Genomic DNA, 26836 nt, shown 5'->3' with positions numbered 1-26836 from the left:
ATCCACTAGTGCGAAAGTCCTGCCCCAACAATTCTTACCCCAACGATATCGAGCAATATTGAGCAATATCGAGCCTCGCCTTCTAAGCTTATTGACCATGTTAAGGGATGTAAGCGGGATGTTGGGGATTAGAAAAGTCTGGGGTGATCCTCTACATCTACAGCAGGGTCGGCGCTGCGACGGATGGTGGGCTGGCGCAACCAGTTCTCTAGGGAACGTTGTGCTGTGGAAAAAGCGCGATCGCACGCGGGTTGGATTAGGATCACAAAAGTAGGTCAAAAAACGTAGCCCCAGGCTCTAATTTTTGCTGTAACACTCGCTGCTATCGCGGCGGATACTCCGGTAAGCCCTATGCGATCCTTCTGGTCTGATCCATATCTCTGGGTTCATCTTGCAGGTCTGGCGGCAGTGCCCCTGCTGGCGGAGGTGTGCCTGGTGGGATTGGCGGTGGGCGATCCGTGGCTGCCCGTGTGGCTGGAGGTGCTGCTGGTGGGGGCGGTGGGCATTGCGCCTGTGCTGTGGATGCAGTGGAAGCGGCCGTTTTGTATTTTTAGCCTGACCCCGCTGGCGCTGCGCCCCGATGCGCTGTCGGACGATCGGCGACGGATGCTGCATTTGTTCAAGGGAACTGAAGTGCAGGCGTTGGCGGGGTCGGCAGCGATCGCCCTGTTTCTCTTGCTCTGGCAACTGTTTCGCTTTGCGCCCGTGGCGACGGAAGCCGCCGCAACCCTGCCCCAAAACCGGGCGCTGGGCCTGCTCATTGCAGCCATCGCGTTTTTGCTGTGCAACCTGTTTGTGCAAGTGCCGCTGAGCGTGATTCGGGCGCTGCTGTCGAGCGATGCGGCGATCGCCCAGTTCGCACCCTATACGCCGGACGAAGTGGCGAAATCCTTCACGATTCCCGGCTTTCGGGTCAAGCAAATTGTGCCCGATTTGGTCGCCGCTGCGCCCCGCGTTCCGCCTGCAATCAAGCGCGATTCGCGAAGCAATCCCTACGGGAATCGCCTCCAGCCGCCCTCCGCTGCACCGTTGGTGGTTGACGAAGCACTGAACGAGTCGCCCTGGGACGAATCTGAGCCTTCAGGGTCGCGGCCTCTCGCGCCGGAACTGACCCCAGACTCTGGCACTCCCGACCTCGCACCCCCGGAACCTGCAATCCCGGAACCTGCAACCCCAGAGGTTTCAACCCCAGAACCGTCGCTGGAAACTTCCACCACCCTGCCTGAGCCGTTGTCTGAAGCGTTCCAAGTAGAGAACCCGCCTGAGAGAGAGGACTCGCCTGAGCGCTTTCAGCCCACGAGTGTCGGTTCGGAAGCCATTTCAGACGCACAAGCTTCGTCCGCACCCCTGTCAGATGCCGCAGCCCTGGTTTCAGAGACGATCGTTTCAGAAGTGCGGGTTTCCGCAGAGCCGCCAGACGGGGCCGCAGCGCCTTCAGACGCAGACGAGGGCATGGCAGAGATAGACGCGATGGCGGGGGCGATTGCCCAGGCAGCAGACCTGATTGCCCAGGCTCCCGAACCCCCTCCAGCAGAAGCCACGATTCTGGACACCGAAACTCTCAACCCTGGCCTGGATCTTGGAGACGATTTTGGGGGCGGTGTCGCTGCTGGGCTAGACGCTCTGGATTCCCTAGACGCGCCGGATTCCACCCCAGAACTTCCAGAACCCCCAGAACTTATTGATGCCAGCGCGACAGAATTAACCCCAGAAGTAACCCCAGAATTGACCCGCGACTCCGCAGAACCCCAAACCCTGGAAATTGTCGATGCCAGCGCTCTGTTGGCAAATCAGTCGATAGAGAAAACGGAGGAAACCACCGAGGGGGCGATCGCCCATGAGCAAAATTCCCTGGAGGAACCCTCAGACCCCCTCTCCGCAGACACACCCAGCGTGGATGTAGAAGCGCTAGTCGCAGAGGCGCTGGAAGCGGTAGATGCCGAGCTATTGCGTGAGCTACCCGATCCGCTGACCGATGTCAGCCTGACTGATGATGCAGTGTCCGAATTCGAGTCGCCAGAGCGCCCGCCCGCCGAGAACCCGTAAAGAAGCCGCACGCTGCTGCAAGATTTGAGTAAAGACTTAAAATTTGGGCGGGTCGAGGCTTGATCCGGCACAGCGACCGTGCTTCAAAGCACAACTCGCCCCAAAGAGTACGCTATGGTGAGAAAAGGAACAGGTTTAATCCTGAATCCTTGTGCTGCTTTTGTATGCGTTTGCATTGTGGCTACCTAGCTTTCTCTCTTTAGCTTTGTATCTTTGATTTGTGTCTTTGAGATTAAGTCTCTTGACGGTTCGCTGTGTTCTGCTCGGTTGATTGATTGCTGATCTAACGTTTGAGGCATTACTGAGATCCTATGACCAGCTCATCCACACCTTCCAACTCGCTGCCAAATCCCTCAGTCTCAAATGACGAAACCATTTGGGAAAGCCTAAAGCAGGCGATCGCCTCTAGCTCTGGTTTCCAGCGCTGGCAGCTTGAGCGCAGCGGCGAACAGTCGGCGGCTGAATTCGCAGCGGGCGATCCGCCAGTCGCAGGCGAACTCAGCACCTTACCCCTAGATCAGCGCGTTCGTCGCTACCTACGAGAAACGCTAGAAACGCTTGCCTATTGACTTTCTGAGTGAACCTCTAGAGCTTCTCTAGGGCTTATCTAGAGCGATGTAAAGCCTAAAAAGCGCCAAGTACCGGACATGGTAATTGGCGCTTATCGCTATTGATAGCAGTAGTTTATGGTTAAGGTCTTTATTAAGCTGACCTCATTTGAGCTTGTATTGATCGTGCCAGGAATCTTGGGTAATCCCCGTGTTTGTTAATCATTTCTTTGGAATTTGTGTCCTGTTGTACTGAATAGTAACGAACTCGGTCAATAGCGGTGGAAAGACGGTAAAAGAGACTGATATCTTTAGCCAGATACTAGCTAGATTAAGGAAAAAATCTGCAATTAAAGCAAAATTAAAGCAAATTTGTATTGCAAGGCACATCTTGTTTGACTGCACTTTTATCTACTGAAAGTCGTATGCTTTCACAAGCCTCCAATGCCTAAAGTCGTCTCGATCCACTCCTATCGGGGTGGCACTGGCAAATCTAACTTCACGGCAAACCTGGCGGCCGCGCTGGCGATGCAGGGAAACCGGGTGGGCGTGGTAGATACCGACGTACCCTCTCCGGGCATTCACAACATCTTCAGCCTGGAACCCGATGCCATGACCAAGACGCTTAACAGCTATCTCTGGGGAGAAGCGCCGATTGAGGAAGCCGCCTACGATGTAAGCGCCAATGCAGGGCTGTCTGGCGACGGAAAGGTGCTGCTGGTGCCCTCCAGTGTCAAAGCAGACGACATTGCCCGCATCCTTAAGGAAGGCTACGACGTAAAGCTGCTCAACGACGGTTTCCGCAGCCTGGTCAAAAACCTCCAGCTTGACTACCTGTTTATCGATACGCATCCGGGGCTATCGAAGGAAACCTTTTTGTCGATCGCCATTTCCCATGTGCTGATCCTGCTGCTGCGCCCCGACAAACAAGACTATCAGGGAACGGCCGTGGCAGTGGACGTGGCCCGACAGTTGCGCGTCCGCAAGATGCTGCTGGCCATCAACAAGGTCCATAGCCGCCTCAACTTTGAAGCGCTGAAGCAGAAGATCGAAGAAACCTACGATGCTCCGGTGGCGGGCATCTTTCCGCTGTCTGAAGATGTGGTGCAGCTTGCTAGCGAGGGCGTGTTTTGCATGAAGTTTCCAGAGCATCCGGTGAGCCAAGAGTTTCAGCGATTGGCACAGCAGATCCAGGATACGGATTAGCGCGTAGATTCTGGGTTGCGGTCAATCCGCAAATCCTGCCGCAAATCCTATCAACGTTGCGGATGGCGGACGAATCGTTTCTATATTCCTCATGTTCAATTAAGAATTGCTCCTTGTGCCAAGATTCGTCCCTAGGTTTGTTTGAGGTCACTGTTTGAGGCAACTATGTTGAGGCTGTTGAGGCAACTATGGTGGATATCGGAGACTTGAAATCGCTGGCAAACTCGATTCAGGCTGTGGCATCGCCGTTTCGGGCCTATCTGAGCGATTTGCACGCAAAATACAAGCCTCTCAACACCGGAAAGGTTGCGGACTATATTCCAGAACTGACCCAGGCTAGACCGGAGTGGTTTGGCATCTGTGTCGTTACAACGGACGGGCGCGTGTTTGATGTGGGCGACTGCGACCAGGTGTTTACGATTCAGTCCATCTCCAAGGCGTTTGTCTATGGTCTAGCGCTGGAAGATCACGGCCGGGAGTATGTCAACAGCAAGGTGAGCGTGGAGCCGACGGGTGAGGCGTTTAATGCCATTGTGCTGGACGAAAAGACGAATCGCCCTTATAACCCGATGGTGAATGCGGGGGCGATCGCCACCACTGACCTGATCAAGGGAGACAGCGCCACCGATCGGCTCAAGCGCATTCTGGATATGTTCCTGCGCTACACCGGACGCAAAGAAATCGACATCAACGTGCCCGTGTTTCTGTCTGAAAAAGCAACCGGACACCGAAATCGAGCGATTTCCTACCTGATGCTGAACTTTGGCATGGTGACCGATCGCATTGATGAAACGCTCGATTTGTATTTTCAGCAGTGTTCCATCTTGGTCAGCGCCCGCGACCTGGCGATGATGTCGGCTACGCTGGCCAACGGCGGCGTGAACCCAATCACGGGCGATCGCGCGATCGATGAGCATTATGTGCAGGACGTGATCAGCGTCATGCTGACCTGCGGCATGTACGACTATTCCGGCGAGTGGGCCTATCGCGTGGGGATGCCCGCCAAGAGCGGGGTCGGCGGCGGCATCACTGCGGTCGTGCCCGGAAAGCTGGGCATCGGCACTTTTTCGCCCCTGCTCGACGAGAAGGGCAACAGCGTCCGGGGTATCAAAGCCTGCGAAGACCTGTCCCGCGACTTTGGGCTGCATTTATTTAACGTTGCCAAGGCAGAGCGCAATCTCTACGACTGGATCGAGAGCCGCGACGTGCCAGACGGCTGGTAACTCCTGGCGGCTAGCTGGTCATTGAGGGTTAGCTATTTGGAGGGTTAGGTATTTAGACAGAGCGTGACTGGAGCAGCCAGGACAGGAGCGAGGGCATTAGAGTAGTGGGTGATGGCGTATGGTGTGGTGAAGTGATGGCGTGATAGAGCCATCCAGCAATCTCCAACCTCCTCGTTTCGCCTCCGTGTCCCAATCCCAAACCGCTCATGTTCCTGTTTCTTTCCAAGCTCCTGCCGCTGTTCATTTACCCAGTCGGGCTGGCGTGTGTGCTGATGCTGGTGGCCCTGGCAACGCTGTGGAAGCGGCCGCGGCTGGCCGCAGTGTCTCTGGTGCTGGCGCTGGCCAGCCTGCTCTTGGGTAGCAATCTGCGGCTGTCCAACGCGCTGACACAATCCCTGGAGTGGCAGCATATTCCCGAAGGAGAGTTGCCGCGAGCTGGGGCGATCGTGGTGCTGGGGGGCAGCCTGAAGCCGCATATTCCGCCGCGCCCGTCGATTGATGTGATGGAGCCGGGCGATCGCGTCTTGTATGGAGCCGAGCTATATCGCCAGGGCAAAGCGCCGCTGGTGATCATGAGCGGCGGGCGAATTTATTGGAAAGGCGGCGGCCCACCCGAATCGAGCGACATGGCAAAGCTGGCGCAGGATTTGGGTGTTCCCTCCTATGCCATTCTGGAAGACCAGACCTCGCTCAACACCTACGAAAACGCGGTAAACGTAAAAAAGATTCTGGATGAACGGGGCATTCAGCAGATCTTGCTGGTCACGTCGGCGATGCACATGCCGCGATCGCTCAAAATTTTCCAAAAGCTGGGCATTGACGCAATTCCTGCACCCACTGACTTCTTTGTTAGCAACCAAGAACTCGAAGAAGTCGATAACTCCTGGCAGGCGATGATTCTCAATGTCATGCCCGATGCCGACCGCCTCCAGCAAACCACCCGCGCCCTCAAGGAATATATTGGGCTGCTGGTCTACCGACTGCGGGGGTGGCTCTAGGAGTGACCATGCCGGAACCCATCTTCTACCGCCGCATTCTGCCGCCGCCCGAAACCGAGGCGCAGGAAATCCTGCAAAGCCACTATGCAGGCTACGAGTTCTATCGCGAGGTGCGCTATCGCGAGGCCTTTGAGCAGTATTGCCAGTGGTACGCCGAAACGGCTGCCGAAAATCAGCGGGATCTTGCCCAGATGCAGCGGGAGCTAAATTTCTTTGGATGGCTGAACCGACGGTCGGACAAGTCCAACCTCCCTGAGCCTGACCCAGAGGCTTCTAACTCAGGCTCGGATGCTAGCCAATGACCTCTAGCTCCGTTTCGCGCAGATGGGCTTTGAATTTTTTGGTGAACTGAACCAGGACTGGGAAGTTGGCGCTGATGGCTTTGCCCTGCCAAGTATTGGCTAGTCCGACAACTTCACCTTCCTGCCCTTTGAGGTCAAAGGGTTCGTTGCGATGTTCGGGATGGTGGTAAACAATGACTGATTCAGTCACCCGGACGCGATCGCCAGCCTTCATAGTGTTCCAAGGGTTCCAAAGAGTGTCTTATACAAAACAGTCTGACTTGTAACAAGCCAGCAATTTTTGAGAGGTGCTTAGCAAAACAGCATCTCTCATCATCTCACAGGATGATCCTTCAGCCTAAGGCTGGGTGTTGATGGAATCCATTGGGTCGCGGGTCGCAGGCTGATCGACCGGGGCGCTGGGCCAGAGGCGCGGCGTTTGGCGAGTGTGCATCTGCCGCCAGATTTGCACGCCTGCGGCTCCCAGCGTCAGCAGCGTGATGCCCAGCAGCAGCACCGTGATCCAGCGATCGCCCTTAGGACGCAGTTTTGCTGGAGTTGGCGCGTCGAGGGTGTCGTCAAACAGCAGGGCCCGCGAAGCCTGAGATAGCTCTACATCGGCATCCGGGGCGGGCTGGGGCATGGCGGTGGCGATCGCCCGCTCTGCCATCGTCGGGTCAAACACCGTCGGGTCGAACAGTTTTGGAGCCTGCGCCGTCACGCGGCAGCGCATCACCACTACCGAAGCGTTGTCGTGGCCGTTGCGCTGGTTGGCGTGTTCCAGCCAGGTTTGCACGGCCTGCTGCGGCGTAAGCTGGTCATTGAACAGCAGTTGCGTCACTTCTGGCCCCAGGGCTTCGACCCAGCCGTGGTCGCTGAGGCCGTCGGTACACAGCAGCAGCACGCCGTCTTCGTCAATCATGAAACGCTGCACCGTGGGATAGAGGCGATCGCCCTCATGAATCCCTACGGCCTGCGTCAGAGCGCCTGCGTTGGGATGCTTGCGGGCTTCGGCATGGGTGGCGCGAGACAGGCGCACCTCCCGCCCAGCTAGGTCATCGTCTAGCGTGAGCAACTGGCAGCGCTCCGGCGTAATCCAGTAGGCGCGGCTATCGCCCACATTGAGCAGATAAAGCTCCTGGGCAGTGCCACCGTTGATCCGCTGGGGCAGATGCAGGGCCAGGGTGAGGGTCGTGCCCATGCGCTGGCGCGACTGGCGCTGCTGGCTGTCGTTTTGGCTGGCGATGAGGTTGTTCACCACGCGGGCGATCGCCTCTAGCTGCTGCATCACCACGTCCGGCGACAGCACGGTGGTTTCCTCTGCCACTTCATACAGCAGCGCCCGCAGTTGCATCACGAGCGATCGCACGGCCATCTGGCTGGCCACCTCGCCGCCCGCGTGGCCGCCAATGCCATCGCAGACAATGCCCAGCCCAGAGAGCAAATCGGGCGGACTCTGGAGCCAGGTGAGGCTGGTTTCTGCCGAGTGCTGGGCTGGCGGATAGCAGGCATCTTCGTTGTGGGCCCGCTGAGGGCCCGCCGTCGTGCCACCGGCCACCGCCAGCTTCAGCGCCAGTTGGGTCGATTGTTGCAGCAGTAGGTCGTTGAGCTGGAGAGCGATCGCCCGCAGTCCCTCTGGCGTGTCGGCAATGGGCTGCTGCATTTGCTCACAGAGCGATCGAACGGAGTCTGCCACCTGGATTTGCAGGGCCCCCAGCCAGCCCAGCCAGCACGCCGCCAGATCCGCCAGGGACGGCTGACCCCCCGGATGCAGCCGATCGGGAATTAGCTCCCGCAGGCGCACCCGCCAACCCTCCACCCGCAAGTTATCCGGCATCAGCAGGCTAGCCGCCACGCCATAGTCGCGCAGCGGGGCCCACAGGTCGAGGATTTGCCACAGCCAGTAGACCTGACGAGTCGGAGACGCAGCCGCAAAACTGGGGGCGATCGCCGGAAGCAGTTTTCCGGCCCCGTCGATGGGCCCATTTTCCAGCAGCATCAGCCGTTGCCCCCCGTGCCAGCCAAAGCCAAACAGCACGGGCACATGCAGCCGATGGGGAAACAGGTGGAAATAGGGCAGCGCCTCCTCGGGCCAGGGCTGCGGCAGGTCGGGCGCAGCGGCGGGCTGCGTATCTAGCCACACCCGTGGCGACACGGCTCGATAGCGTCCCGACGGAGACACATGGGCCGGATTCACCCCCTCGCTCTGCCCGACAACCCAGAGATAGCGATAGGTCAGCGGCCGCCCACAGTGTTCACACAGCGATTGATCCGCAGGATTGTCGTGTTGACAATCTGCCTGGGCACACTGGATTCGGGTAGACAGCAGCGCCGCCGGACGACGCGAAGGAGGTGAAGAGGAGATCATAAGCGTGATAGAGGCGTTCGACGCTGAGCTAATTAACAGGGTCTATCGAGACTGGGCGACGGATTTTGAATGCCTTGCCCGTCGGGCACGATCCTCTAAATTCCTGACCAATCGTTAAGCCATCATTCAAATCTTCTGATTTTGGAACGGGGTCGTTCAAGATGGAATCAGTCAGGATAGAAGGGGAGTGAAAGGCATCTCAGCAAGCCCGACTAGGGCAGCCCTTAACTAGCCAAAGATAGCGCCAATTCCAAAAAACGCGACAATTCCGGTCGAATGTTGCAAGCGTGGCTATGCAGTGTCTTAAAACTTTCTAGGTCGTTGATTGCCTTGAGTCGATCCCCCTAAATCCCCCTTATTAAGGGGGACTTCCGGAGTGGTTCGGCTCGGTTCCCCCCTTTTTTAAGGGGGGCCAAGGGGGGATCAAAGGGCTTTAAAACACGCCCTAGATTCAAGCGGCTGAATTCAAGCGGCTAGATTCAAGCGGCTGGATTCAAACAGGCAGACGCTCAAACCCGCCAACCAATCCCCAATCCGAGCGCGTCCCAGGGTTTGTGCAGACGTTACCCAGATTTCACGCAAAACTGGCTGAAACATTGCCACCCGCAGTCTGAACCCAGCGGCTCGTTCAACGGCCGTCCATCTGGAATATTGCCAGCGTTTTTTGTAGCTATCCGTAGTGTCGAAAGTGTCGTAATGAACCCGTGACAGCGACGTGTTGGATTTAAGCAGGGACGTTTGCATTCCTTGCATTCATGTCTCTGCATAGCCCTCTGCTCCTCGAAATATAGTTCTCTTCGTCCACGGAGTCTTTTCGTCCACAGAGTCTTGCTGAAAAGTCTCTCAACCAAGCGTTCTCCTGGCTTTCTTCTTGTATCGTTTGTCCCTCTCTCTCGGATAACGGCTGATGACCATGAGTCCTAGCGTGATTTGGCTAATTGCAGGCATTGTCCTCTGCATGATGGAGGTTGTCCTGCCGACCGCGTTTGTGGAATTTGTGATGGGAATTAGTGCGCTGATTGTTGCCTTTGTGGCGCTGTCGGTGCCGCAGGTTAGCCTTCAGGTAATTCTCTGGCTGGTGCTGTCGGTGCTGCTGGTGGTGCTGTCGCGCCGATTCATCCCGCAGCGGCGATCGCGCTTGATCGAAGATTCCCACGAAGCGCGGACGCTGACCTCGATTCCTCCTGGCGAAACGGGGCGGGTGATCTACGAGGGCAACTCCTGGCAGGCCCGGTGTGAGGACGAAAATCTGGCGATCGCCGCCGATCAAAAAGTGGTGGTGGTGGAGCGTCGGGGCACGACGCTCATCGTGTTGCCAGAGCATATGGTGCGCCAATGAGGTCAAGTCATTGGGCAAGTCGCTTGAGGTCAAGTCATTGGGCAAGTCGCTTGAGGGCAAGTCGCTTGAGGGCAAGTCGTTTGAGGATAAATTGCTGAGGGCAAGTCGCTGCGGATGAAGCTCTGCGGGTAAGTCGCGGATTGGTTTCTCTGATCACATTGGATTCACATCAGATTCACATTGGATTTTGGAGGTTTTGCATGGAAAGTTTTTTCGGCGCTCTGATTGTGCTGGTGTTGGGTACGGCTGGGCTGTCTAGCTCTGTCAAAATTGTGAACCAGGGGAACGAAGCCCTGGTCGAACGCCTTGGCAGCTACAACAAAAAGCTGAAGCCCGGTTTGAACTTTATCCTGCCCTTTGCCGATCGCATCGCGTTTCAGGAAACGATTCGGGAAAAGGTGCTGGATGTTCCGCCCCAGCCGTCGATTACCAAGGACAACGTTTCGATTACGGTGGATGCGGTGGTCTATTGGCGGATTGTGGACATGGAAAAGGCCTATTACAAGGTGCAAAATCTCCAGGCGGCAATGGTGAACTTGGTGCTGACCCAGATTCGCGCCGAGATGGGCAAGCTGGAGCTAGACGAAACCTTTACCGCGCGATCGCAGATTAATGAAATCCTGCTGCGAGAGCTAGACACCGCCACCGACCCTTGGGGCGTGAAGGTGACTCGCGTGGAACTGCGCGACATCGTGCCGTCGAAAGCGGTGCAAGAGTCGATGGAGCTGCAAATGTCCGCTGAGCGACGCAAGCGGGCGGCGATTTTGACCTCGGAGGGCGATCGAGAAGCAGCCGTGAACACTGCCCGAGGCAAGGCGGACGCGCAGGTTCTCGAAGCAGAGGCTAACCAGAAAGCCGTCGTGCTGCGAGCCGAAGCCGACCAAAAAGCGGCCGTGCTGAAGGCCCAGGCCGAGCGCCAGGCCGCCGTGCTAAAGGCTCAGGCCACCGCCGAAGCCATCGGCATCGTCACACAAGCCTTGAAAAACGATCCCCGCGCGATGGAAGCGGGTCAGGTTCTGCTGGCGCTGGGCTACCTTGACATGGGCAACACCATCGGCAAGAGCGACAGCAGCAAGGTGATGTTTATGGACCCCAAGAGCATCCCCGCCGCGCTGCAAGGCATGTTGTCGATGGTGGACGAGAAAGAGGGCTAGGGATTCAGGGTTTGGGGGTCAGCCGCTGTGTGCTGTGTGTTGATGGCATCAAAATCGGCACCAAATAGGCTGTAGCAAGTAGGCTGTAGCAAATAGATAGGCTGTTGTAGGGTGCTGTTGGGCGTAGCCGTAACGCACTCGCTGCGTCGGGCGTTGATGCGTGTTCCCAGCGCTCGCATATCCTGCAAAACCTATCCTATAAGGTGCAGGATCAAAGTGCAGGATTCTTCGCTCTGACCCCTGACCCCTGACCCAAAATCCGTTTTCTCAAACGCGCGATCGCCGCATGGATGCCCAGGTTTTAAAGCAAATTCACCTCCTCCAGCAGCAGGCCGCCTCGCTGCTGGTTTACCCATCGGTGCTGCGGCAAGAGCCAGGGCAGGCGTTGCTGCGGCTGTTGGCGGCGCTGGGGCGATCGCCCGCCGACCGGGTAGACCTCCTGAAGGCCTATGGCGACTGGTTTTATACGCTGGCGACTCGTCAGCAAAGCTGGCAATCGCACCTGCTGGATCAGATTTTGCTAGACGACAACCCCTTTACCCAGGCGACCCAGCGAACCGACCTGAGCGACCTGCCGCAACCCCTGGTGGCCGCCGCCGCCGCCGACCTGCGATCGCTCCAGGCGCTTTATACCACCTGCACGGGCGATCGCCTGGGGCAATGGCTGGCGATCGCCGCAGGGCTGTCCCTGCCGCCCGTAAGCTGGAGCGCAGCCGACGACCCCAAAGCATCCGCCAGCCCGCAAACCCAAACCATTCGCGCCCAGTTTCAAGCCGCCGCCGATTGGGCCAGCCTATTGCCCGATCTGGCGCAACACTACCGCAGCGCGGGCGTGGGCGACTATGCCCGCTATCGTGCCTTTCGCTGGCAAGGTGGTCGGCTAGAGGGCATCCCCCATCCCGACCCGATTTCGCTCGATGCGCTAGTGGGCTATGAGCGGCAAAAACAGCAGCTTTTGCAAAATACTGAGGCGCTGCTAGCAGGCGCTCCGGCGCTGAACGTGTTGCTCTACGGCAGCCGGGGCACGGGCAAGTCGTCGCTGGTGAAGGCGCTGCTGAATCAGTATGGCGATCGCGGCTTGCGACTCATCGAAGTCAGCAAGGCGGAACTGGCGAGATTGCCGGACATTTTGCCGCTGCTGCGCGATGTGCCGCAGGCGTTTATTCTCTTCGTTGATGACCTGTCCTTTGAAGAAGACGACGAAGCCTTCAAGGCGCTAAAGGTTGTGCTAGAGGGTAGCGTAGTCGCGCGATCGCCCAATGTCGTAGTCTATGCCACCTCCAACCGTCGCCACCTGATCCGCGAGTTTTTTGGCGATCGCCCCCGCCCCAGCGATGCCGACGAAATCCACAATTGGGACACGGTGCAAGAAAAGCTGTCCTTTGGCGATCGCTTTGGGCTGACGCTCACCTTTGAACCCGCCGACCAGGACACCTACTTAGAAATTGTGCGTCATCTTGCCCGCCAAAATGACCTCCCGCTCGACCCCAAGACGCTGGAATTTCAGGCCCTCCAGTGGGCAACCCAGCAAAATGGGCGATCGGGCCGCACGGCCCGCCAGTTTGTCGATTGGGTTCGCAGCACCAGCCTGCTGTCCGTTGAAACGGGTTCCCAGGAAGCATAAAGTGATGTGGATTTTAGATTTTGCTTTGCTAAAAAGGCTACGTCCAGGCAGCCAGCACAATTCTAAACGGCATTTTCATAGATGGATCTATAGGTAAATCCGTGAATTCTTGCGTAAATTTGCAAATGATTGCGTATCCGTGAGCATACGGGATCTTAACCTTCTCTAAACCAGAGAATTACCCTGTCTTTAGGTGCAGATTCTAGATTGAGAGGGCACGCTCACACAAGGGAGTTCAATATGCTTCAGTCATTCGCCCTGGAAGTTCCCAGCCAGTCAGACTTGCGCTTGTTGTTGGAGAAACTTTATCAGGGCAGAAGCTTGCAGTCCTTCCGCGCAGGGCAAGACATCCCGCTCACGCCACATGAAGTCTGGGTGGTTTGCCGGGGCGTAGTGCAGTTGGGTACGTTTTATGACACAGGGGACGAGGCGCTGCTGGGGCTGGCTTCCGCTTCGATGCCGTTTGGGCTGCCGCTGACGCTGATTCGTCCCTATCACGCCACCGCGCTGTCGGACGTGGACTTGATGCGCCTCACTTGGTCGGAAGTGGAACAGTCTCCTATGCTGGCGCAGGGCATTTTTCAGCACATGGCGCGGCGGCTGCGGCAAACGGAGGCCGTGCTGGCAATGGTGGGCTATCGCCGAGTCGAAGATCGGCTGCGGCATTTGCTGGTGCTACTAAAGCGGGAAGTGGGACAGCCTGCTCCGGAGGGAACCCGCCTGAGCGTCCGCCTGACCCATCAGCAGCTTGCCAACGCTATCGGCACGACTCGCGTCACAGTCACGCGCCTGATCAGCCAACTGCGGGAAGAGGGCTGGCTTTTGATCGATCGCGATCGCCACATCGTCTTGCTGCCCTACGCCAACGTGTAGTTGTCCGGCGCTGAGCCTAGTTGCTCCGCCGTTCTAGCGCGAAGGGCTTGAGCTTTGGAATGTACCTTAATATATCTTTACTGACTCCGGGATAAGAAAAACCTGGGCCCTAGCTTAAGTAGGGGCGATCGCAGGATGAATAGGGTTGCAAGTGTAAATCATCAGGGCAATTGACGGGGGCGATCGCATCCAGTACAATCGTCCATCGAGCTGTAATTCGATTCCTATCAGTGCAGCTTGCCTTTCCCCCGAAATTTTGGTCGTTTAGTCACCTGCGGTGTCGGTAGGCGGTTGCAACACCTACCAACACCTGACCCCAAGACAGTACGGGCTGTCTCAGGGCTGCGTCCATTGTAGGCCGCCCTGTCCCAGCGCTTCATGTCCGTGGGCGGCCAACATTTCGGGGTTTCCTACCCACTCGTTTCCTGGAGGAAACCCCAAATGCTGAAAATTCAATATACCTGGTCGTCCCCAATCTCGGAGGCGACCCAGTTTTCGCTGCCCCCGCTCACCTGCGAACTGCCCCACCGTCGCCGCCTGCGCCACTGCATCATCGGCCTCCCCGAAGACGCACAGATGGCGATTGACCGTCTGCACCTGCTCCGCTACGCCGAACGCTTCGAGTGGACGCACGCCCTCGACTTCCCGCCCCACGGCATCGTCCTCGACGGTCGCCCCGGCGAAGTGCTGCGCTACCTCCACCGCGAAATCCGCAGCAACCCCAGCGCAAACGAGTAAGAACCGATAAGGAGGATTTTGGGTTTTGGATTTTAGCAGGGCATCCCCTCAATCCAAAATCCAAAATCTCCAATCTAAAATCCCTAATTCCTAATCCAAACGCTCAACCAGATTACACAGGTTCCCTCTGCCATGGCCCATCCGGCTATGGGCGCTAAGCCAAAATACCCGAAGGTTGTCAAGTTTACTTACAGTCAGATGATTTGAATCTTCCTTGGCTATTAAAGCGATTTTCAGAGAAGTTCTAGGCAGTGTCTTAAAACTTTCTAGGTCGTTGATTGCCTTGAGTCGATCCACCTAAATCCCCGCGCTTACGCGCCGCTTCGCTAGAAATAAGGGGAACTCCCGGAGTGGTTCGGCTTGTTTCCCCCCTTTTTTAAGGTTGGCTAGAGGGGATCAAAGGGCTTTAAAGCACGCCCTAGGATTACGGTTTAGGCGGATCTGTAGGCTTTGTAGGCTTCGGCTCTGGTGTCGCGGGCCGAGGTTCAGAAACAGCGCCACTCCGCTCCCGTGTTGTAGGCGTGGGTTCAGAAACAGCGCCACTCCGCTCCCGTGTTGTAGGCGTGGGTTCAGAAACAGCGCCACTCCGCTCTCGTGTTGTAGGCGTGGGTTCAGAGACAGCGCCACTCCGCTCCCGTGTTGTAGGCGTGGGTGTCCCTCCCTGAGCGGCTATTGCAACCGCTTCTAAGCTGAGGCTGGCATTGATGATTGCCCCCGCGATAGAGACGTTGGTCGGCAAACTTGACAACTTAACTGCATTATCCAGCTTGGCTTGTCCAGCTTCCGATGCCTTGAGTGCCTGAGCGGCTTGACTGGCAGGTGCCGCGGACGCATCGCCGCCGGGAGGTTTTGCAGACTCCCCTGGCTTGGAGGCATCTCCCGGCTTGGGTGTATCCCCAGGTTTAGCTGGAGCAGGCGGCGGAGCCAAGGCAGACTCGGCCGCTTTCAGTGCAGCGGCAGCACCAGCGCTACTGGCGACGCTAGTACTCTTACCTAAATCCTGAGCCAGACCTACAGTATTCGATAGGCCGGATGCATCGCGGAAGAGGTTGGCGGTTGCTAATGCCTGGATTGCAGCAAAGTTTGGATCAGGCATAGCAGAAGGGTTGATGAGGTTAATTGCAGGGGGAGCCAACTGTCCAGATGTGGTGTTGTCTGCGATCGCCCGACTACCCGGTTTAATTCCTTCAATGTTGGGAGCTTGGATCGGAATCGGCGAATCTTGCCAGTTCCAGAAGCGAGTCAGATCCAGTTTTTCTGACGCATTAAATCGACCTAGCACTGCCTCGGCAAAAGTACCGCCTGTCCCAATTGCCACCGTTGACTGCTCAATTTTGGCAAAGTCAACATGTTTCCTCTTCCAGGCTTTCCATTTTTGTAGATCTTGCTTTTTCTCATCCGAAAAGGCATCCATTTCGGCCTTGGTGTAGCTGGCATCATCAAAATGATAGGGAAATACCAAATAATTGCCGTAAATAGTCAGAGGCACTGGATCAATATACTCCAGCAAACGATTCCCTCGAAACGTATATTTGCTAAGCAACAATGCAAGTTCTTCGGGCGCAAGGCTCTGCCAAATTGCCTGACTGTAGTACGTTGCGTTTTCGTTCAACGTTGCCTGTATATCGTCATCTCCACTCGTAGACGGAATCTTTTCTAGGAAGGTGACACTCTTTTCATAGGAAGATGCCAGTTCAGACAACCCTATATTAAAGCTGACAGGAATAGAGTACCAAGAGTTTCCATGTCTGAAACGAACTTCTAAATCTATACGTTGATACTGATACTGATAGTTAACCTCATCAAAATAGCGTGAAGACCCTTCTCCAAAAATATATTCATCAAGGGATCTTAATCTTTCCAGCATAATCGAATTGGGATTGTATCTAAACATCAAGACTACCTTCTTGATGTTTCCCATCGCTGGAGGATTGTTAATAGCTTGATTCACGTAAACTATACGCTTCTCCGAATCTTCCATCTCAATCTGAACTTCCTCGCATCGTAGTTCTCCTACTACATCAATGTTGGAAAATTCACGATAAAGGGCATGATAGTCATGCCGATAATATCAGAAGTGTTGAATTGAGACATAAAACTTTACATTTGACCCTATGAATCTCCTACGAGTGTCTCAGGCAGCAGATCGTGGCTCCAATGGACGATTGAACAGCGGCGACTCAATTCAAGTTGCAAATAGCGCAACTTATCGAGTAACTGATGACCATAAAACTCTGGAATTTCTATCAATTGAAGAATCAAGTAGGCAATCAATACCATGTAGATTTGTATGGTGACTCCATTGACACTCTTAGAGATTAGTTTATCTAGCTTCAAGTGCATCTTTAGAAACTTCCACAACACTTCTATCTGCCACCGATGGCGATAGACTTCACTAATCTCTTCATTCGTCATCAGGTCTACATTCGTTGCCAACCGAAACTCCGTTTGACTCTCCAAGTCGCAAAACCAAACGACTCGATAGCGCTCATGCTCCAACTCAGTCTTCATTGTGTTCTTGATGCGGACAACAAAGTGTGTCTGAGTCTGGCTTAATTGGTCAAGGAAATCCCAACTGGCAAAGCCTCTATCCATTACGCCAACAGCATCCTCGGGAATCATGCTTGTTACTCTGTCAGCAAATTTCGCATCATGCCCCTGACCAAAATGAATCAAACATTCACTGGGATTGCCCTGTGTTAAGTTGACCCCGCTGAGCAATTTGACTTGATGATAGCCTTGCATCCAAAACAGCTTGCTCGTCAACGTGATGACCGTTGAGTCAATTGGAAACAGCATCTGTGCTGTCGCTGTATTTTTTCGTTTTAGCCGTCCTACAAGGTCAGTATAGATGCGACAAAAGTGTTCATCCTGTCGCGTCTTGCAGGCTTTAGAAAAGGTGGAAATGTCAACCTTGATTCCTGATTTGTTGAGACGATAGAACAAGCTCCTCATGCTCGTTAAGCTCTGGTCTAAAACGAAGGTTAACCAGATTTCAAAGAACAAGCGAGAGTTCAAAATAGGGTAGTTGTGGGGGCACAACTGCTTGAGTATCGATTTGACAAGTGCAGGAAATGACAGTAGCATCTTACGTATTGTTTTTGTTTGTTGGGGGCTAGAATACTACATTCTGCCCCCATTCTTTGTATGTTGAGCTATCTTTCAACACTTCTGCGATAATATATAATGTGGGCGGCTGACGTAGATCTTACGCTCAGAGAGTTGTTCGACAGATAAATAGAGGCAATTTTTTCGTTTGGATTTCGGTTTATCTCTTTTGTACCTGAGAGGTCTTCTGTCCTAAAGCGAACTTCTCCAGACATATTTGCAATTTGGTCTTGTATTGCCGAATCGGGTGCTGCTGCCATCAGAACTTGGCGATAGCGAGTGATCAGCCTTTCATCAGAAAAATCCAATGGCTTCATCGGAACAAACACACATCTTTGGGCTTTTGCTAATCGCAAAACCGTTCGATAGATTTGCACTACCTCGTAGTAGTGAACCGATAGAGCGTGGGAGTGATTGTAGTTCGTAACCACGCGAGTTGTGATTGATTCTTTCTCCGATTGGCGAACCTCTCGAACGACAGAAGCCCTTCGAGTCCGAACAGAGGATGCAATTTGCTGAGTGCTTTGGTTGATGTTCTGAGACATATCAGATGATACATTCCGCATCCCGTGGGACGACGAAACGGTATGACCTGAAGTGCTAGCCTTGCTCAGGTTGCCAGCGTAGTTTGCTGAGATGCCACCACTGATAATTCCCTTATTAGCTTTAACCGAAGCACTCGTTCCAAAACTATGATTTGATGCGGAACTGGAGGAACTTGTAGTTGAAGATCCTGATGAAGTTTCAGATGCCACAGCATTTGTAACTTGAGAAATGCCGCGACTTTGATCCATGAGATTACTTAGCCCCTCTTGCTGGGCTGTGTCTTCATCCAGGTTGCTCGATTGCTGTCTTGACCAATCAATAATAGCTACCCTGGTGCTTTCTCCTGGAGCCAAAGCCAAGCTGTGCAGCAACTGTCCGAGAGCGAGTCCTTGGGTATACCAAGCTTGCTCAAAGGTCAAAATTGCTCCGGTCGCTGGCTTCTGAAACCCAGGAGCAGAATCCATCGATAACACATCGACCTGCTCATCAATAGAAATCAGATCGGATTCCGGGTCGATCTCATCTAGAAAAATGGAGCTGTAGTATACTTTTTCAGTTGCGTATTCTCCTCCCTTTGGCAATAGCTCCGGTGGGGCTTGAGGATCGGGTGCAAATTCTTGGATGCCAAACGCGCTATTTAATATCTTTTGTGCAGATCTAAATGGTGGCCATAGGGAGAGATCCCGAATCTTTTCGACCTGAGTTGCTGCGACAATAGACTCGCGATTGCCATTAATGCCATTCAGAATTCCAATGTCAGCGAGTTGAAGTGAATCAATAGATTGAATTGGAGCGTCAGGATTTAGCCAATCTGACGGAACAAACCCATACTGAGAAACTACGTTGCTATTCCCTGCGGCTGGCGTTGCAATCTCATTAATATGCTTTGCGGTCGTAAATACTCTGGATGTTGCCAGATCGAACACGCTGTGGATACTTAATGAGGCAAGAGCATCTCCTATGGCTTCGCTTACACCAATAAGCGCGGTGACTGGCTCCTGGAGCAACTCCTTAGCATCCATGCCTGCATAGTCCACTTTAACAAATACTGAGATAGATTGATCTTGAGACGACATAACTATAACCTCTTGGCGATCAGCGATCAGTGCGAATAGGGCTGCTAGACTGCGATCGCCCGCTTTGAGAAAACACAATCAGGGTAAATCAAGATGCGTTTTCAGGGATTAATCCGTGAAGTGGCTGGATTTTCAGCTAAGGGATATGTCCGGCAAAATTGGCGATCGTATAAGTTGTTAGACAGGCTATATCAAGTACACCCTCAAACTCTTGCACTGAATTGCTGCTTTTGCACAAAATTGCTATGACCTGGAAAAAATTTTGGGGGTCACGCCTGTCAAGCGCTTGAAGTGCCGATTGAGATGGCTCTGGTGCGTGAAACCACAAGCAATAGCAATCTCTGAAATTTCCATTTTTCTGTCTTGCAGCAAACGTTTTGCTTGCTCGACCCGCTGACGAATAACATATTGATGGGGCGTGAAGCCAGTCGATCGCTTGAACGATCGGCAGAAGTGATAGGCGCTGAGTTGGGCGATCGCCGCTAGTTCCTCCAAACCCAACGCTTGATCGAGATGATCGTCAATGTAGTCAACAACCCGCTTGAACTGCATGGGAGACAAGCCACCCGAATAGCGGATAGGTTTGTGAGAATGGGCTGAGTAGTTCCTTAACAGATGGACTGCCAGAGCCGTTGCCATTGCTTCGGCGTAGAGTTGTCCCCCTGGTTTATGGGACTCCAAATCTGCTTTGAGTGCCAACCCAATCTCAAGGATCAGGGGATCGTACAAAGGGACTTGGGGCAACAGTTCGACCTGATCAACCGCTAATACTTCTGTGGCACTGCGAGTCAGTAATGCTGGCTGCAAACTAATAGCGAATCCTTCGTGTGGTTGATTCCAGGCCCCCCAGTGGGTATGCTGCATGGGCACCAGGGTCATGCCACCATGAAAGAGCATCTGCCGCTGTGCCTGCCCATTCCTAACCCCTTCGATGTGCCAATAGACAGGTTCTATTTGCAGTTGCTGAGAATACTGTAGGGGCTGAGCGAGGCTATCATCGGTTGGGTCATGATCAGACGCTAGTGGTAGATTTGAGTGCGATTGCGACACGATTCACCCTTTTTTGAGAGATTTTTTTTGGGAGAATACTACCACTTTGAGCTACGTATGCTCAAACGATTCTCAAACAGAATCTCCTTCAGTGTCCTCCTTGACCCCACCTAATCCGATAGCGGGTCACCAGTAGCAACAGGGTGAACTCCTTTGCAAGAGGTCTTTTTGACGGCGTTGCTGAATTCAAGGATGAATCAATTTTGGGATAGGTTCAGCAACAGCAACGCAAGGTTATAACACCCCGGAGCGCTCTGGGAGCGCTTTTGGAACGGAATGGGATCGCCTGCTTCGATAGCTTAGAAGCAGAGCAGGGGAGATACCCGACTCAACTCAAACTTAAGTAAGCCATATCATACCTTATCAAGGGAAGCGCCATGCTGCTCAAACTCTCATACTTTTTGCAAAGCGTGCTGCTGACGGGCGCACTGATGACCACGGCGATCGCCCCGCCCCGCCCAAGCCTCGCAACCGCAATTCAGATTGCTCAAGAGTGCGTAGCATCCGGCGGCACTTATCATACTTTGGCTGCGGGGCACTGGATTTGTTTGTATCCGACCCCCGATCAGACCGGAACGCTGGGACTGTATTGCAATGTCGTGCAGACGTGCGATTGCCTGATGGAGATTCGCCGCCTAGACCACACCGCCAGCCTGTTGTGGGAACCTGTGGTTCCAACTGAACGCATTGATGACTGAACGTTGCCATTAGCTTATCTAACCTGCTGCAACGAGTGAGAGGCGCTCTGCGGAGTCGCCACCCCTCGGCTCGTCACAACACACTCCTACAAACCTTGAGGATACTTCCATGACGACGCTACAACCAATTGAGCAATCCCGATTCGACTCGCCCGAACTCGACCTGCCCCGATTCGACCCAGCCAAAGCCGAAGCCTTTGCCGAAACCCTGGTGGGCACGCTGAACAGCGGCGCACTGGCGCTGATGGTTTCCATCGGACATCGCACCGAACTATTTGACACTCTGGCAGAACTGCCGCCCGCCACCAGCCAGCAAATTGCTGATGCAGCGGGGCTGAACGAGCGCTATGTGCGGGAGTGGCTGGGCGCAATGGTGACGGGTCGCGTGGTGGACTATGACTCGGCTACTCAGACCTATAGTCTGCCTGCAGAACATGCCGCATTTCTGACGCGGGCCGCCGGATCAGACAATATTGCCGTTTTCGCGCAATACATTCCCCTGCTGGGCGCTGTTGAGGATGCGGTGCTGGAATGCTTCTATAAAGGCGGCGGCGTTCCCTATTCTGCTTACAAGCGCTTTCATGCCGTCATGGCCGAAGACAGCGCACAGAGCGTGGTGTCGGCGCTGTTTGACCATGTGCTGCCGCTGGTGCTAGGGCTGATGGGGGATCTGGAGCGCGGCATCGACGTGCTGGATGTGGGCTGTGGCAGCGGTCGCGCTCTGATCCGCATGGCGCAGGCATATCCCAATAGCCGCTTTACTGGATATGACTTTTCTCCGGAGGCGATCGCCATTGCGAATGCAACTGCACAGCGATATCTCCTGTCCAATATCCAATTTCAAGTACAGGATGCAGCACAGATCGATGAGAGCGATCGCTACGATTTGATTACCACCTTTGATGCGATTCATGATCAGGCGCATCCCGACCGGGTTCTCCGCAATATTCACCGTGCGCTTCGTTCGACGGGCACGTATCTGATGCAGGATATTCACGCCGCTACGGACGTGGGTGGGAATCTAGAGCATCCAGTGGGAACACTGCTGTATACCATCTCTTGCCTACACTGCATGTCCGTCTCTCTTGCCTACGGCGGCATGGGTTTGGGCGCAATGTGGGGACAGGATCAGGCCTTGCAAATGCTGGCAGAGGCCGGATTTGAAACGGTGGAAATCAAGCGGCTAGCGCACGACTTCCAGAACGACTACTACATCGTTCGCAAGTAAGTTCCTAATTCTCCCACGCTTATGTGTATCCTTTGCTCGATGGCGGCACGGTTTCAGCGTGCTGATGGAGACGCTTTGTCTCGGTTCAACGTGGCTCAGTTTTCAGCAGCATTGCAATCCCCACAAGACGGACGCAGTGCTGCTGAAGCCCTCCCTAAACCAGAAGCCTCCTCCAAACGCGCAAGCACGCGATTCTCCCAGCCAATTTACGCATCCAAAACTATCCTGCTCTCGCCCTTGAAAGCCCAATCTGGAGATAGTCAACCATGAAACTTTACCTGCTAAATGTCCAGTCCTACGAACATCTGCTGAACGCAACCAGGACTGCCAAACGGCAAACAAACGCGCACCGCTGGCTGAAGACCGTTTGGCGGGCGATCGCCCAGACCTTTTCCCACAGCCATGATTCCAAGATCTGTAAGATCTGTACCGTTGAGACACGCGCTGGGCAAACGATTTGGCAAGTTTACGATCCAATCACCAACCGCAGAATCCGGTTCGATACCGAAGCCGAGGTGCGAATTTGGTTGGATCAGCGCTTCCGGACTTAGCCCCTGCACGAGAGGGTGTTCTTGCAACGTGCGATCGCACTGCCCCCAATCGCGCAGATTGAAAAATCTCAAGGCTGGGACAATGCTCGCAAAGAATTGACTACCATCGATTCTAGCCACTTTAAGAACACCCAAATCTCCACACGGGTTGCATAGCTGTCTGCATCATTCCACATCATTTTGGGTCAAGTCATCTCTTCAGGTCTTTAGAACTTCGGAGGCAAATTCGGTGAATCGGATCAAACTCTTTCGCGCCATGCTGTTTGTCGCAACGCTTATTCTTGCACTGAGCTTTCCTATCCACGAAACGGATGCGGGAACGGGGATCGCCCATGCAGAACACTCCATCCAGGAACCAATCGCGATCGCCCCCCCATCCCCCACGGCTCCCCTATTTGACAACTTGGGCAATCACCATCACCCCGTGTCTACCCGCAATCCCCTGGCGCAGCGCTATTTTGACCAGGGACTCATTCTGTCCTACGGGTTCAACCATGCCGAGGCGCTGCGCTCCTTTCAGCAGGCTGCCGAACTCGACCCCACCTGCGCCCTCTGCTACTGGGGCATGGCCTACGTGCTGGGGCCCAATATCAACGCAGCGATGGAAGATAGCGACGTGCCGACGGCCTGGGCGGCTATTCAAAAAGCCGTGCAACTGGGGGGCAATGCGAGCGATCGCGAACGCGCCTATATCCACGCCCTCGCCACCCGCTATGCGCCAGAACCCGTAGAAGACCGCACCGAACTCAACCAGGCCTATGCCAACGCTATGCGCGATGTGGCGCGGCACTATCCCGATGACCCAGACGCGGGCACGCTGTTTGCCGAAGCGCTGATGGACACGACTCCCTGGGACTATTGGGACGAGTCGGGCAATCCCACCGACGCAGGTGCAGAAATTATTGCCACGCTGGAATCGGTGCTGGAGCGGTTCCCCAACCACGTCGGCGCATTGCACCTCTACATTCACGCAGTGGAGGCGCAGCGGCCAGAACTGGCAGCCGACGTGGCAGATCGCCTGCGGGATTTGAATATCCAAACCAGCCACCTGCTCCACATGCCTGCTCACATTTACCTGCGGGTGGGGCGCTATCACGATGCGGTGGTGGCCAATCAGCGGGCTGCCGCTGCCGACCGGGAATATGCCCAGGCACATCACCCCGACGGCATTTTCCGCATTGCCTACATGCCCCACAATCACCATTTCCTCTGGTATGCGGCGATGATGGCCGGTCAGCGCCGAGAGGCGGTAGAGGCGGCGCGAAACACGGCCCATCTAGTGGAGCGATCGCTCTGGAAAGAACCGGGTTACGGTACGCTGCAACACTACGCCGTGATTCCGCTCTATACCTACGTCAAGTTTGGCCTGTGGGATGACATTCTGGCAGAACCCAAGCCAGAGGCGGATCTGGTCTATCCAACGGGCGTGTGGCACTTTGCACGAGGCATGGCGCTGGCCGCGAAGGGCGAGGGGCAAGCAGCCGCGCAAGAACTGAAAGCACTGAAGGCGATCGCCGCTGACCCAGCCCTAGACGGGGTGACCATTTGGGACATCAACTCGACGGCAGATTTGCTGAAGATTGGCGTAGAGGTGCTGTCGGGCGAACTGGCCGCCAAGCGGGGCGATGTTTACGGGGCGATCGCCCATCTAGAAGCAGGCGTGGCGCTACAAGACCAGCTCAACTATGACGAACCCGCGCCCTGGTATTCGCCCGTGCGCCAAAACCTGGGAGCGATGCTGCTGCAAGCGGGCCGCCCTGCGGAGGCAGTGCAGGTGTTCCGCGATGACCTGGCGACTTATCCCAACAACGGCTGGTCGCTCTATGGCCTGGCGCAAAGCTTGGAGGCTCAGGGCAAAACGGACGAAGCCCGACAGGCCCGCGCCCAGTTTCGCTCGGCATGGCAACACGCTGATGTGACGCTGACCGCTGCCCGGTTCTAGCTGGATTTGCGATTTTGGATTTGCGATCTGGATGCTTGGTCAAGCCTCTGCGAGGCTCCTAGACCTTGCACTTGCAGCGCCCCTTCAGAAAACTGCCATCTGGAAACTGCCATCTGGAAACTGCCATCTGGAGGAAGTGCAAGGGCGGCTTTGGGAACCGCTAACGGGTTGCGCCGATCAGGTTGGAGGACTTGATTTCTCTGGCGGGAATGCCCACCACCGTCGCACCGGGGCGAACGTCTTTCGTGACTACGGCATTGGCTCCAATGCGAGCGCGATCGCCAATCGTCACCGGCCGGATAATCTTTGCGCCCGCGCCAATATCCACCCCGTTGCCCACCTTCACCCCTGCCACCAGCGTCACTTGCTGCAAAATCAGGCAGTTTGCACCCACCTCCGCATCAGGGTGAATAACCACGCCGTTGGGATGCGTCAGCAGCAGCCCACCGCCCAGCTTGCAGGTGAGGTGAATTTCCGAAGCAGACACCACGCTCCAAAAGCGGTAGTGCAGCACGGCGACCTTGCTGCCCAATAGCCCCAGCAATCCACCGCGTCGCTTCCAGGTTTGATAGCGACGAATCGAGCGCAAAAGCTGCCGACCGGGGTCCCACCAGCGTTTTAGCTGCTCTCGACTCCAGTCGGGCTGGGCAATGGTTAACTCTGCATCCCTGAATTCGTTCCTGAATTCGTCCATGAATTGAACGGTTCCCCTTGACGCAACGTTCTGGTAATGGCTGTCGAGCGATCGCCGATCGAGGATATCTCCCCTCAGCATCCGTTGACGCTCCCTCACAGCGTAGAAACACTGAGACGCAAAGATACTACCACAGTTCAATCGGGGGAACCGTTTTCCCTGCAACTCCCTAGACGACGACCTTTTCCCAGGAACAGCCGCTATTCCGCCAGTTGTTTGAAGATATCCTGCGTTTTAGAAATGCTCTGCGTGTCAAAGCCAATGGAGTTGGTATTAAGTTCAGCCATTTGGGGTCGTTTTCCCAGTCTGCTGTGGATTTGGCTGGATAGGGGTTATAGCGGAAGGGAAGAGAGTTTGCCGACTGGGTGTTGCAGAGCTACCACTGGATTTTGCGCGCGGTGCGTCACCCTCAGCAGACCAAAGGCAGAGATGTATCCACAATCAGCAATTGATTCAGTGAGGGCGATCGCCCTTCCATCAGTGCATCAGTCTTTCCTCATCAGCGGACAGGCACATAGGGCAGACTGTTGCCCTGCCCTTGTCCCAGTTTTTTCCTAGAGTTTCTTTGCAAGCCTGACTCTCTCTCACTTGACTTATTGAGAATATATATCAATAATGAAATGAACAGGTCATGCCAAACCCTCGACTGGGCGTGACCTGCCTATCCAGGCACACTGCTCGATTTCACAAGCCCCGCGAAGGTTAAACAGCCCATGAGCCAGTGTTTCTGTTGCAATGCAAGCCTATTGCGCCATTTTCGTAGTTCAGGAGTGTATTGGTTTTGGCCCAGTTGCCGACAAGAAATGCCGAGCTTTGCCTCAGCAGTTGAGAATCCTGCCCAAGGTGCGCGATCGCCCCGCGCCATAGGGTGTGAAACAGGTGCAAGCTCACTGAGCAGAGTTCCATAGCAGAACCGCTTGAACAGACAGTTGCCCGCTGAATCGTTCGACCCCAGCCCGCATATCGTTGACCCCAACCATGCTAAAGCTTAATCCGGCTACCAAGCGCTCATTCAAACGTCGGGAGTCCCTCCCCGCCTATCCGCAGCACCTTTGGCTGATAGAAAGCGGTGCGGTGCGAGCATATACGCTGATGGAAGACGGCACGATTGTCGGTTTGGGATTTTGGGGAGCAGGCGATCAAGTTGGACAACATCTGACCTGTATTCAGCCCTATGAGTTGGAGTGTCTGACTGAGGTGCAAGCCAGGGCGATCGCCCTAGATGACTGCGTCGACTTGTCTCAGACGCTGCTTTCCCATCTTTATCAGGCACAAGAGTTAGTTGGAATTCGCAGTGGACAAGTTCCCCTAAGGCTTCAGCGCCTGCTAGAGTGGCTCTCAAATCAATTTGGAGAAGCGCACGAGCAAGGGAAACTGATTAATCTACGACTGACCCATCAAGACATAGCCGATGCACTGGGCACAACGCGGGTAACGGTGACCCGCTTACTTAATCAGTTTGAGCAAGAGCGTCGAATTTGCTGGGTAGAGCAGTATCTCCTGCTGCCTCAGAGTAGTCATACGTAGTCATACGTAACGATAAGC

General features: G+C 54.9%; 24 protein-coding genes. 16 read left to right on the top strand and 8 right to left on the bottom strand.

The window, feature by feature from the left end:
- Nucleotides 1–351: 351 nt before the first annotated feature.
- The 6 genes from HNI00_RS04250 to HNI00_RS04225 all read left to right on the top strand — a co-directional run bounded on the left by HNI00_RS04250 (nucleotide 352) and on the right by HNI00_RS04225 (nucleotide 6323).
- A complete protein-coding gene (locus tag HNI00_RS04250) occupies nucleotides 352–2046 on the top strand; it encodes a low-complexity tail membrane protein (protein WP_316790972.1) in 1695 nt (564 codons plus the stop codon).
- A 311-nt stretch (nucleotides 2047–2357) separates the two neighbouring features.
- Nucleotides 2358–2615 (top strand): hypothetical protein, encoded by a 258-nt coding sequence (locus tag HNI00_RS04245; protein ID WP_297074907.1) that lies wholly within the window; start codon nucleotides 2358–2360, stop codon nucleotides 2613–2615.
- A 423-nt stretch (nucleotides 2616–3038) separates the two neighbouring features.
- Nucleotides 3039–3800 (top strand): MinD/ParA family ATP-binding protein, encoded by a 762-nt coding sequence (locus HNI00_RS04240; protein WP_205370266.1) that lies wholly within the window; start codon nucleotides 3039–3041, stop codon nucleotides 3798–3800.
- Between the two features lie 188 nt (nucleotides 3801–3988).
- Entirely contained in the window at nucleotides 3989–5023 is a 1035-nt protein-coding gene (gene glsA / locus HNI00_RS04235) for a glutaminase A (RefSeq protein ID WP_316790969.1), read from the top strand.
- A 206-nt stretch (nucleotides 5024–5229) separates the two neighbouring features.
- Nucleotides 5230–6021 carry a YdcF family protein gene (locus HNI00_RS04230; RefSeq protein WP_297074913.1) on the top strand — a complete coding sequence of 264 codons (792 nt, stop codon included), beginning with the start codon at nucleotides 5230–5232 and terminating at the stop codon, nucleotides 6019–6021.
- 8 nt (nucleotides 6022–6029) lie between these two features.
- On the top strand, nucleotides 6030–6323 hold the full coding sequence (locus HNI00_RS04225) for a hypothetical protein (protein ID WP_316790966.1): 294 nt from the start codon (nucleotides 6030–6032) through the stop codon (nucleotides 6321–6323).
- On the opposite strand, the gene HNI00_RS04220 is transcribed toward HNI00_RS04225, so the two are convergent.
- Together HNI00_RS04220 and HNI00_RS04215 are read right to left on the bottom strand one after the other, a co-directional pair.
- A complete protein-coding gene (locus HNI00_RS04220) occupies nucleotides 6313–6537 on the bottom strand; it encodes a ferredoxin-thioredoxin reductase variable chain (RefSeq protein ID WP_316790964.1) in 225 nt (74 codons plus the stop codon). The two genes, HNI00_RS04225 and HNI00_RS04220, sit on opposite strands and share 11 nt — an antisense overlap.
- Nucleotides 6538–6660: 123 nt before the next feature.
- The gene (locus HNI00_RS04215; RefSeq protein ID WP_316790962.1) at nucleotides 6661–8670 is read right to left on the bottom strand and encodes a PP2C family protein-serine/threonine phosphatase; all 2010 of its coding nucleotides are present in this window, start codon (nucleotides 8668–8670) and stop codon (nucleotides 6661–6663) included.
- A 907-nt stretch (nucleotides 8671–9577) separates the two neighbouring features.
- Between HNI00_RS04215 and HNI00_RS04210 the strand changes: the two genes are divergently transcribed.
- Both HNI00_RS04210 and HNI00_RS04205 read left to right on the top strand, forming a co-directional pair.
- The gene (locus HNI00_RS04210; protein WP_316790960.1) at nucleotides 9578–10009 is read left to right on the top strand and encodes an NfeD family protein; all 432 of its coding nucleotides are present in this window, start codon (nucleotides 9578–9580) and stop codon (nucleotides 10007–10009) included.
- A gap of 200 nt (nucleotides 10010–10209) precedes the next feature.
- Nucleotides 10210–11163 carry an SPFH domain-containing protein gene (locus HNI00_RS04205; protein WP_316790958.1) on the top strand — a complete coding sequence of 318 codons (954 nt, stop codon included), beginning with the start codon at nucleotides 10210–10212 and terminating at the stop codon, nucleotides 11161–11163.
- Here the strand turns inward: HNI00_RS04205 and HNI00_RS04200 are convergent.
- Entirely contained in the window at nucleotides 11160–11351 is a 192-nt protein-coding gene (locus HNI00_RS04200; protein WP_316790956.1) for a hypothetical protein, read from the bottom strand. The genes HNI00_RS04205 and HNI00_RS04200 overlap by 4 nt on opposite strands.
- Before the next feature lie 98 nt (nucleotides 11352–11449).
- Here HNI00_RS04200 and HNI00_RS04195 point away from each other — a divergent pair, with 98 nt between their 5' ends.
- The 3 genes from HNI00_RS04195 (at nucleotide 11450) to HNI00_RS04185 (ending at nucleotide 14398) form a co-directional block, all read left to right on the top strand.
- Nucleotides 11450–12787 carry an ATP-binding protein gene (locus HNI00_RS04195; RefSeq protein WP_316790953.1) on the top strand — a complete coding sequence of 446 codons (1338 nt, stop codon included), beginning with the start codon at nucleotides 11450–11452 and terminating at the stop codon, nucleotides 12785–12787.
- 240 nt (nucleotides 12788–13027) lie between these two features.
- Nucleotides 13028–13660, top strand: a complete 633-nt coding sequence (locus tag HNI00_RS04190) for a Crp/Fnr family transcriptional regulator (RefSeq protein WP_068510594.1) — start codon at nucleotides 13028–13030, stop codon at nucleotides 13658–13660.
- A 441-nt stretch (nucleotides 13661–14101) separates the two neighbouring features.
- Nucleotides 14102–14398 carry a hypothetical protein gene (locus HNI00_RS04185; protein ID WP_316790949.1) on the top strand — a complete coding sequence of 99 codons (297 nt, stop codon included), beginning with the start codon at nucleotides 14102–14104 and terminating at the stop codon, nucleotides 14396–14398.
- Between the two features lie 424 nt (nucleotides 14399–14822).
- Here the strand turns inward: HNI00_RS04185 and HNI00_RS04180 are convergent, their stop codons facing one another.
- From HNI00_RS04180 to HNI00_RS04165, 4 genes are all read right to left on the bottom strand, one after another.
- The gene (locus HNI00_RS04180) at nucleotides 14823–16379 is read right to left on the bottom strand and encodes a hypothetical protein (RefSeq protein ID WP_316790947.1); all 1557 of its coding nucleotides are present in this window, start codon (nucleotides 16377–16379) and stop codon (nucleotides 14823–14825) included.
- Nucleotides 16380–16510: 131 nt separating this feature from the next.
- Nucleotides 16511–17485: a transposase gene (locus tag HNI00_RS04175; protein ID WP_316787910.1), complete on the bottom strand. Its 975-nt coding sequence runs from the start codon at nucleotides 17483–17485 to the stop codon at nucleotides 16511–16513.
- 68 nt (nucleotides 17486–17553) lie between these two features.
- Nucleotides 17554–19128 carry a hypothetical protein gene (locus HNI00_RS04170; protein ID WP_316790946.1) on the bottom strand — a complete coding sequence of 525 codons (1575 nt, stop codon included), beginning with the start codon at nucleotides 19126–19128 and terminating at the stop codon, nucleotides 17554–17556.
- Nucleotides 19129–19371: 243 nt separating this feature from the next.
- Nucleotides 19372–20007, bottom strand: coding sequence for a helix-turn-helix domain-containing protein (locus HNI00_RS04165; protein WP_316790944.1), 636 nt, complete (start codon nucleotides 20005–20007; stop codon nucleotides 19372–19374).
- 548 nt (nucleotides 20008–20555) lie between these two features.
- Here HNI00_RS04165 and HNI00_RS04160 point away from each other — a divergent pair.
- The 4 genes from HNI00_RS04160 (at nucleotide 20556) to HNI00_RS04145 (ending at nucleotide 24597) form a co-directional block, all read left to right on the top strand.
- Nucleotides 20556–20876, top strand: coding sequence for a hypothetical protein (locus HNI00_RS04160; protein ID WP_316790942.1), 321 nt, complete (start codon nucleotides 20556–20558; stop codon nucleotides 20874–20876).
- Between the two features lie 109 nt (nucleotides 20877–20985).
- Entirely contained in the window at nucleotides 20986–22104 is a 1119-nt protein-coding gene (locus HNI00_RS04155; RefSeq protein ID WP_316790940.1) for a class I SAM-dependent methyltransferase, read from the top strand.
- Between the two features lie 266 nt (nucleotides 22105–22370).
- Nucleotides 22371–22655, top strand: a complete 285-nt coding sequence (locus HNI00_RS04150) for a hypothetical protein (protein WP_316790938.1) — start codon at nucleotides 22371–22373, stop codon at nucleotides 22653–22655.
- Between the two features lie 256 nt (nucleotides 22656–22911).
- Nucleotides 22912–24597: a tetratricopeptide repeat protein gene (locus HNI00_RS04145; RefSeq protein WP_420156301.1), complete on the top strand. Its 1686-nt coding sequence runs from the start codon at nucleotides 22912–22914 to the stop codon at nucleotides 24595–24597.
- Between the two features lie 160 nt (nucleotides 24598–24757).
- Here the strand turns inward: HNI00_RS04145 and HNI00_RS04140 are convergent, their stop codons facing one another.
- Nucleotides 24758–25291 carry a serine O-acetyltransferase gene (locus HNI00_RS04140; protein WP_420156300.1) on the bottom strand — a complete coding sequence of 178 codons (534 nt, stop codon included), beginning with the start codon at nucleotides 25289–25291 and terminating at the stop codon, nucleotides 24758–24760.
- Nucleotides 25292–26269: 978 nt separating this feature from the next.
- Between HNI00_RS04140 and HNI00_RS04135 the strand changes: the two genes are divergently transcribed.
- A complete protein-coding gene (locus tag HNI00_RS04135) occupies nucleotides 26270–26818 on the top strand; it encodes a Crp/Fnr family transcriptional regulator (RefSeq protein ID WP_316790932.1) in 549 nt (182 codons plus the stop codon).
- The last annotated feature ends 18 nt before the right edge of the window (nucleotides 26819–26836 follow it).

The organism is Thermoleptolyngbya oregonensis NK1-22 (genome assembly GCF_032705245.1).
In the GTDB taxonomy this organism is placed as follows: domain Bacteria; phylum Cyanobacteriota; class Cyanobacteriia; order Elainellales; family Elainellaceae; genus Thermoleptolyngbya; species Thermoleptolyngbya sichuanensis.
The sequence above is the reverse complement of the archived record's forward strand: the minus strand, read 5'-3'. Positions and strand labels throughout refer to the sequence as shown.

Coding starts and splice junctions, on each gene's coding strand:
- HNI00_RS04165 (WP_316790944.1), bottom strand. CDS start 20,007: ATGACCCTGGTGCCCATGCAGCATACCCACTGGGGGGCCTGGAATCAA.
- HNI00_RS04140 (WP_420156300.1), bottom strand. CDS start 25,291: ATGGACGAATTCAGGAACGAATTCAGGGATGCAGAGTTAACCATTGCC.
- HNI00_RS04185 (WP_316790949.1), top strand. CDS start 14,102: ATGCTGAAAATTCAATATACCTGGTCGTCCCCAATCTCGGAGGCGACC.
- HNI00_RS04150 (WP_316790938.1), top strand. CDS start 22,371: ATGAAACTTTACCTGCTAAATGTCCAGTCCTACGAACATCTGCTGAAC.
- HNI00_RS04180 (WP_316790947.1), bottom strand. CDS start 16,379: ATGGAAGATTCGGAGAAGCGTATAGTTTACGTGAATCAAGCTATTAAC.
- HNI00_RS04225 (WP_316790966.1), top strand. CDS start 6,030: ATGCCGGAACCCATCTTCTACCGCCGCATTCTGCCGCCGCCCGAAACC.
- HNI00_RS04175 (WP_316787910.1), bottom strand. CDS start 17,485: ATGCTACTGTCATTTCCTGCACTTGTCAAATCGATACTCAAGCAGTTG.
- HNI00_RS04250 (WP_316790972.1), top strand. CDS start 352: ATGCGATCCTTCTGGTCTGATCCATATCTCTGGGTTCATCTTGCAGGT.
- HNI00_RS04155 (WP_316790940.1), top strand. CDS start 20,986: ATGACGACGCTACAACCAATTGAGCAATCCCGATTCGACTCGCCCGAA.
- HNI00_RS04160 (WP_316790942.1), top strand. CDS start 20,556: ATGCTGCTCAAACTCTCATACTTTTTGCAAAGCGTGCTGCTGACGGGC.
- glsA (WP_316790969.1), top strand. CDS start 3,989: ATGGTGGATATCGGAGACTTGAAATCGCTGGCAAACTCGATTCAGGCT.
- HNI00_RS04240 (WP_205370266.1), top strand. CDS start 3,039: ATGCCTAAAGTCGTCTCGATCCACTCCTATCGGGGTGGCACTGGCAAA.
- HNI00_RS04135 (WP_316790932.1), top strand. CDS start 26,270: ATGCTAAAGCTTAATCCGGCTACCAAGCGCTCATTCAAACGTCGGGAG.
- HNI00_RS04145 (WP_420156301.1), top strand. CDS start 22,912: ATGCTGTTTGTCGCAACGCTTATTCTTGCACTGAGCTTTCCTATCCAC.
- HNI00_RS04215 (WP_316790962.1), bottom strand. CDS start 8,670: ATGATCTCCTCTTCACCTCCTTCGCGTCGTCCGGCGGCGCTGCTGTCT.
- HNI00_RS04245 (WP_297074907.1), top strand. CDS start 2,358: ATGACCAGCTCATCCACACCTTCCAACTCGCTGCCAAATCCCTCAGTC.
- HNI00_RS04220 (WP_316790964.1), bottom strand. CDS start 6,537: ATGAAGGCTGGCGATCGCGTCCGGGTGACTGAATCAGTCATTGTTTAC.
- HNI00_RS04195 (WP_316790953.1), top strand. CDS start 11,450: ATGGATGCCCAGGTTTTAAAGCAAATTCACCTCCTCCAGCAGCAGGCC.
- HNI00_RS04230 (WP_297074913.1), top strand. CDS start 5,230: ATGTTCCTGTTTCTTTCCAAGCTCCTGCCGCTGTTCATTTACCCAGTC.
- HNI00_RS04170 (WP_316790946.1), bottom strand. CDS start 19,128: ATGTCGTCTCAAGATCAATCTATCTCAGTATTTGTTAAAGTGGACTAT.
- HNI00_RS04190 (WP_068510594.1), top strand. CDS start 13,028: ATGCTTCAGTCATTCGCCCTGGAAGTTCCCAGCCAGTCAGACTTGCGC.
- HNI00_RS04205 (WP_316790958.1), top strand. CDS start 10,210: ATGGAAAGTTTTTTCGGCGCTCTGATTGTGCTGGTGTTGGGTACGGCT.
- HNI00_RS04210 (WP_316790960.1), top strand. CDS start 9,578: ATGACCATGAGTCCTAGCGTGATTTGGCTAATTGCAGGCATTGTCCTC.